A 5,617-nucleotide genomic window follows, 5' to 3' on the forward strand; every position below is an offset into this window, starting at 1 on the left:
TTTGCCATCATCACTAGACTTTGTTATGTATCTTGTTTTGAAGTTGTTTACCTGTCCTTCAAGACAAGAATTATTGTATAACGTTTTCTAACATTGTGCAATACTTTTTTATAAAAAAAAGAAATTATTACTTTTTAAAGATATTTTTGTTAAGTAAGAGAAAATATTGCCCTGCAAAATATTATAGCAATTGTTGGTTCAAAAGAAAACAATTATTTTATTTGCCGATATTATTAACTTATAATCTATTTCACTACAAGTGAAGAATATAGATAATCCTTCACTCGTCTTTTCGTTAAATATTTGAAAGCTCTATTTTTAATTTTACAATATCCTCAAGTTTAGTGGAAGGACCAAAAGATATTCTAAAAAATTGGCGTGCCGCTTCCAAAGAGAACCCCATTGATAGAATAGCCTTTGTTCCCGATTCACTATGAATATCACATGCACTACCTGTAGAGATACAGATTCCCGCCTCATTTAACTTTAAAAGAACATATTGTCCCTCTACTTTTTCCATCATTACCCCACAAATATTAGGTAGTTGCTGTTTACACTCAACGAGCTGACATTTTTCAGGTAAATTATTTTCAAAATAATTTCTTAGCGTTTCATAATGTTGCAATTCATATTGATAGTTTTCAATTGCCGCGGCAAAGGCCACGATTGCAGGAGTATCTAATGTCCCCCCTCTAAGACCCCTCTCATGTGTCAAACCTGGTGTTAATGCAGGTACTCTGATTGCAGGGTTCAGATATATAGCACCACAGCCCTTTGGTCCGCCTATTTTATGAGCCGAGATGGTAATCGCATCTGCCCCTTTTGGTATAGCTAGTTTGCCAAATGATTGTACACAATCAACATGACAGAATATATTTGATTTTCTTGCCATCTTTACGATTTTCTCTACAGGCTGGATTGAACCAATTTCAGAATTGACATGTTGAATGGTAATCAAAGCAGTCTCTTCCCGGATTGCTTGTTGCAATTGCCCCAGATCAACACAACCATCCTTCTGCAAAGGTAATTTTGTTACAGTAAAGCCCTTTTTCTCAAGTGTATTCAAAGCCGCATGCACTGACGTATGCTCAGCTTGAGATGAAATAATGTGTTTTCCTTTTTTTGAGGCTAGCGCTAACGACAAGATGGCTATGAGATTTCCTTCTGTTCCACTACCCGTAAAAATTACGCCATCACTAGTTACACCTAGGGCTTGGGCTACAACCTCCCTTGATTGCTGGACAAAATAAAAAGCTTGTCCCCCTAAATCATGCAAACTCGCACTATTTCCATAATACCGTTGTGCCACCTCTACATATGCCTCAAGAGATTCCCTCATCATAGGTGATGTTGCAGCATAATCCATATAAATCATCGTCTTCTTCCTCTCTTGTTCATCAGGTCTTGTTTTCTTTTATATTTTATGTAAAGATAAGTGTCAAGACAACTGTAAAGAAGGTATAACGATGGATGTAAAGACAGACGTCCTTATAATTGGTAGTGGTATTGCTGCACTTCAGGCTGCTTTAGTGCTTGAAAAACATTTTCAAATACAAATTGTTACAAAATCATCTATATATATGAGTAGTTCTTATCGTGCACAAGGTGGGATTGCTGCTGTTACCAGTGAGGAGGATCATATTCAACATCATATTGCTGATACATTGAAAGCTGGAGAGTATCATCATGAGAAAAGGCATGTTAAAACACTTATAAAAAATGGCACTGAGATTATGCAAAACTATCTAAAGGATGGCCTCCCTGTTGATCGGCAGGTCGATGGAAAACCTGCTCTAGGACTTGAAGGAGCACATAGTCATCATCGTATTCTACATGCAGGTGGTGATCGTACTGGTCAGATTTTCATAGATTACTTGCTTCATAAACTTTCGCCCAAAACAAAGATCAATTGCTATGAAATGGCTTATGAGCTTTTACGGAATACAGATGGTGACTGTGTAGGAGTACTAACTAAAGGAGAAAAAGGTACAAAACGTTATTTGGCTCATCATGTTATTTTAGCGACAGGTGGCGCAGGTGCCCTTTATTCAAGTACATCTAATTTCCCAACTAATACAGGGGATGGGATCGCATTAGCATTTCGAGCAGGCGCTGCCATTAGTGATATGGAATTTATGCAATTTCACCCGAGTCTTCTGTGGTGTAAAAATGAAGCAAAGGGATTAGTTTCTGAAGCTGTCAGAGGGGCTGGTGGTATTTTTGTTAATGCCCAGCATCAGCCCATTATGACAGGTTTACATGCTCAACTTGACCTAGCACCAAGACATATTACTGCACTTGCCCTATTTACAAAACGTGCAGCGGGTGAAGAAACGTTTATTGATATCACTAACATTCAAGACTTTGAAGCAAAGTTTCCAACAATTGCTCAGCTGTGCCATGTTCATCACGTTCATTTACAAGATGGTCTAATCCCCGTGGCTCCGGGAAGTCATTTCTTGATGGGTGGTGTTATTGCTGATGACAAAGGAAGAACTACTATACCGAACTTATATGCAGTCGGTGAGGTTGCCTGTACAGGCGTACATGGTGCGAATCGTTTAGCAAGTAACTCCCTATTGGAAGGTATTACATTTGGTCAAAAAATGGCGCAGTTCATTATTCAAAAAGGGTGTCATCAAAAAAACTTTTTACTGGAAAAGCATCAATGTCCTGATAAAATGCCACCTTTATTTAGCAAACCCCAATTACAGCAACACATGATGCGGTTCCTAGGTATTGTTAGAAATATTGATGACTTGCAGCATTTTGTAAAGCAACTACCCTCCTTGCAATCACTTATTCAAGTTAATTTAAAGGGTCTAGAACTAGCTGAGTTGGAATTATTTATGATGCATGTAGTCGCCACATTAATGGCACATGCAGCAATTACGCGAACGGAAACAAGAGGAGCTCATATTCGGAAGGATAAATCCGAAATGAAATCACAATGGGCAAGCCGATGGATTATTTTTTCGCAAGGACAAATGAAAGTGAGGAACTCATTGTATGAATATCATCAAACTTGAGGAAATGCTCAAGCAATTTTTTAATGAGGATTTAGGAGATGGAGATTTATCGAGTGAATTTATCTTTTCAGCCGAACAACAGGGAGCTTTTTCTTTTTACGCGAAAGAAAGCGGAATTTTTTGTGGGGCTAACATTATTGAGCATGGCTTTCTCTTACTCGATCGATCAATCGAAGTCAACCTTCATACAAAAGATGGAGAGATGGTGAAGTCAGGTGATGTACTCGCTGTGATTAAAGGTCCCTTACAAAAATTATTAATCGGTGAGCGTGTCATTTTAAATCTTATTCAACGTATGTCTGCTATTGCAACGGCTGCCCATCTTGCCGTTCAAGAAACAGTAGGTACTCACGCAAAAATATGTGATACGCGTAAAACACTACCAGGACTGCGTATGCTAGATAAATATGCTGTTCGAATTGGTGGTGCTTTTAATCATCGTAATGGCCTGTATGACGCAATTATGCTAAAGGATAATCATATTGCCTTTGCTGGTAGCATTACAAAGGCAGTTCAGACCGCTAGAGCGAAAGTCGGTCATACCGTAAAAATTGAAGTTGAAATTGAAACAAAAGAACAATTAGAAGAAGCTATCAACGCAGGAGCAGATATTATTATGTTTGATAACCGTAGCCCAGAAGAAATCCGTGCATGGCTTCCCATTGTTCCTCCCACTATTGCGACTGAAGCATCTGGGGGCATCACACTTGAAAATTTAAAGGCTTATGCCCAAACGGGTATTCAATGGATTTCACTTGGCTCCTTAACACATTCAGTTAAAGCTTTTGATATTAGTGCACTCGTTCAAATGAAAGGAGATCATTCCCTTGTCCATCACTAGTTTATTACAACAGACGACATTACTCCCAGAGCATTATCGGGCACTATCTGTAAAGGAAATGGAATCTCGTATTTTATCAATAAAGAAAAAATTAGGTCCTAAATTATTTATTCCTGGCCACCATTATCAAAAAGATGAAGTCATTCAATTTGCAGATGCAACTGGGGATTCTTTACAGTTAGCTCAATTATCCGCAGCAAATAAGGAAGCTGAACACATCGTATTTTGCGGTGTACATTTTATGGCAGAAACTGCTGATATGCTGACAACGAAACAGCAACATGTCTATTTACCAGATATGCGCGCTGGTTGTTCAATGGCTGATATGGCTGATATTTATCAAACTGAACAAGCATGGCCAATTCTTCAAGAACTCTTTGGTGATACGATTATTCCTCTAACCTATGTTAACTCAACTGCGGCTATTAAAGCCTTTACTGGAAGACATGGTGGTGCTTGTGTCACTTCATCGAATGCAAAGGAACTTGTTCAATGGGCTTTTACCCAAAAACAGCGTATCTTCTTTTTACCTGACCAACATTTAGGAAGAAATACTGCCTATGATTTAGGTATACCTCTTGAAAATATGGCTGTTTGGAATCCGCATAAGAACTTGCTCGAAACAAAAGAGCCACTTGAAAATATCCAGGTTATTCTTTGGAAGGGTCACTGCTCTGTGCACGAAGGTTTTACTGTTCAACATACAGAGGTTATTCGCAAAGAACACCCGACTATGAGGATAATTGTTCACCCTGAGTGCAGCCGTGAAGTGGTTGCAGCGGCTGATGATGCAGGCTCCACAAAATACATTATTGATACAATCAATCGAGCTCCAAGCGGATCTGCATGGGCAATTGGAACAGAAATGAACCTTGTCAATCGCATTATTAAGCAGCATCCTGATAAACATATTGTCTCCTTAAACGAAAACTTTTGTCCTTGTTTAACAATGAATCGAATTGACCTTCCACATTTGTTATGGAGCTTAGAAAATATTGAGCAAGGTCAACCTCATAACCGTATACAAGTAGATGAACATACTACCGCTGAAGCACTTAGTTCACTTGAAAGAATGCTAGCCAGAGGATAAATAGTTAAAACTTTTTAAACAGAAAGGTTGAAGATATAACCTTTCTGTTTTTGTTGACATAACGCCTACTTCTAATAGTGCTAATGGCTTCCATTTGCGCCCCGCTTTGCTATAATTGACACGACTTTATGCTCCATGATACTGTCAATTTGGAGGTGATACTAAATGGCTTTTCAATCGAAAAATATCTTTATCAATTTACCAGTAAAAGATCTAAACAAATCTATCAGTTTTTTTAAGGAATTAGGTTTTGAGTTCAATCAACAATTCAGTGATGAAACAACAGCCTCAATGATTATTAGCGAAAATATCTTCGTATTAATAATGGTTGAAGAACGATTTAAAGGATTTAGTAAAAAAGAAGTTACAGATACTACTACTTCTGCAGAAGCAATCTTATGTCTCTCTGCTGAAAACCGAGAACAAGTAGATCAATTAGTGAATAAGGCACTTGCCTCTGGTGGTAAACCTTATAGTGAACCACAAGATCACGGATTTATGTATGGTTGGGGTTTTCAAGATGTAGATGGGCATATCTGGGAAGTAGTTTATATGGATGAAAATGCATTGAATCAAGAGTAAATTTTGTATCTATGAATATCAAAAAACAGTAGATGCAATTGCATCTACTGTTTTTAGTATGACCCGTACGGGATT

The 5,617-nt window shown here is 38.1% G+C and carries 5 protein-coding genes; 4 read left to right on the top strand and 1 reads right to left on the bottom strand.

Annotated elements, in window-relative coordinates; genetic code table 11:
• Positions 1-295: 295 nt before the first annotated feature.
• A complete protein-coding gene (locus VK91_RS21930) occupies positions 296-1,366 on the bottom strand; it encodes a cysteine desulfurase family protein (RefSeq protein ID WP_053075739.1) in 1,071 nt (356 codons plus the stop codon).
• 100 nt (positions 1,367-1,466) lie between these two features.
• Between VK91_RS21930 and nadB the strand changes: the two genes are divergently transcribed.
• From nadB to VK91_RS21950, 4 genes are all read left to right on the top strand, one after another.
• Entirely contained in the window at positions 1,467-3,029 is a 1,563-nt protein-coding gene (gene nadB / locus VK91_RS21935; RefSeq protein WP_048395908.1) for an L-aspartate oxidase, read from the top strand.
• Positions 3,010-3,870 carry a carboxylating nicotinate-nucleotide diphosphorylase gene (gene nadC / locus VK91_RS21940; RefSeq protein WP_048395910.1) on the top strand — a complete coding sequence of 287 codons (861 nt, stop codon included), beginning with the start codon at positions 3,010-3,012 and terminating at the stop codon, positions 3,868-3,870. Before nadB ends, nadC begins: the two co-directional genes overlap by 20 nt.
• A complete protein-coding gene (gene nadA / locus VK91_RS21945) occupies positions 3,857-4,960 on the top strand; it encodes a quinolinate synthase NadA (protein ID WP_048395912.1) in 1,104 nt (367 codons plus the stop codon). Before nadC ends, nadA begins: the two co-directional genes overlap by 14 nt.
• 165 nt (positions 4,961-5,125) lie before the next feature.
• A complete protein-coding gene (locus tag VK91_RS21950; protein ID WP_048395913.1) occupies positions 5,126-5,542 on the top strand; it encodes a VOC family protein in 417 nt (138 codons plus the stop codon).
• The last annotated feature ends 75 nt before the right edge of the window (positions 5,543-5,617 follow it).

The organism is Lysinibacillus sp. LK3 (genome assembly GCF_001043675.1).
Taxonomy (GTDB): domain Bacteria; phylum Bacillota; class Bacilli; order Bacillales_A; family Planococcaceae; genus Lysinibacillus; species Lysinibacillus capsici.

Excerpts from the sequence above, each read along its gene's own strand:
- VK91_RS21930 (WP_053075739.1), bottom strand. The coding sequence starts at position 1,366 with ATGGATTATGCTGCAACATCACCTATGATGAGGGAATCTCTTGAGGCA.
- nadB (WP_048395908.1), top strand. The coding sequence starts at position 1,467 with ATGGATGTAAAGACAGACGTCCTTATAATTGGTAGTGGTATTGCTGCA.
- nadC (WP_048395910.1), top strand. The coding sequence starts at position 3,010 with ATGAATATCATCAAACTTGAGGAAATGCTCAAGCAATTTTTTAATGAG.
- VK91_RS21950 (WP_048395913.1), top strand. The coding sequence starts at position 5,126 with ATGGCTTTTCAATCGAAAAATATCTTTATCAATTTACCAGTAAAAGAT.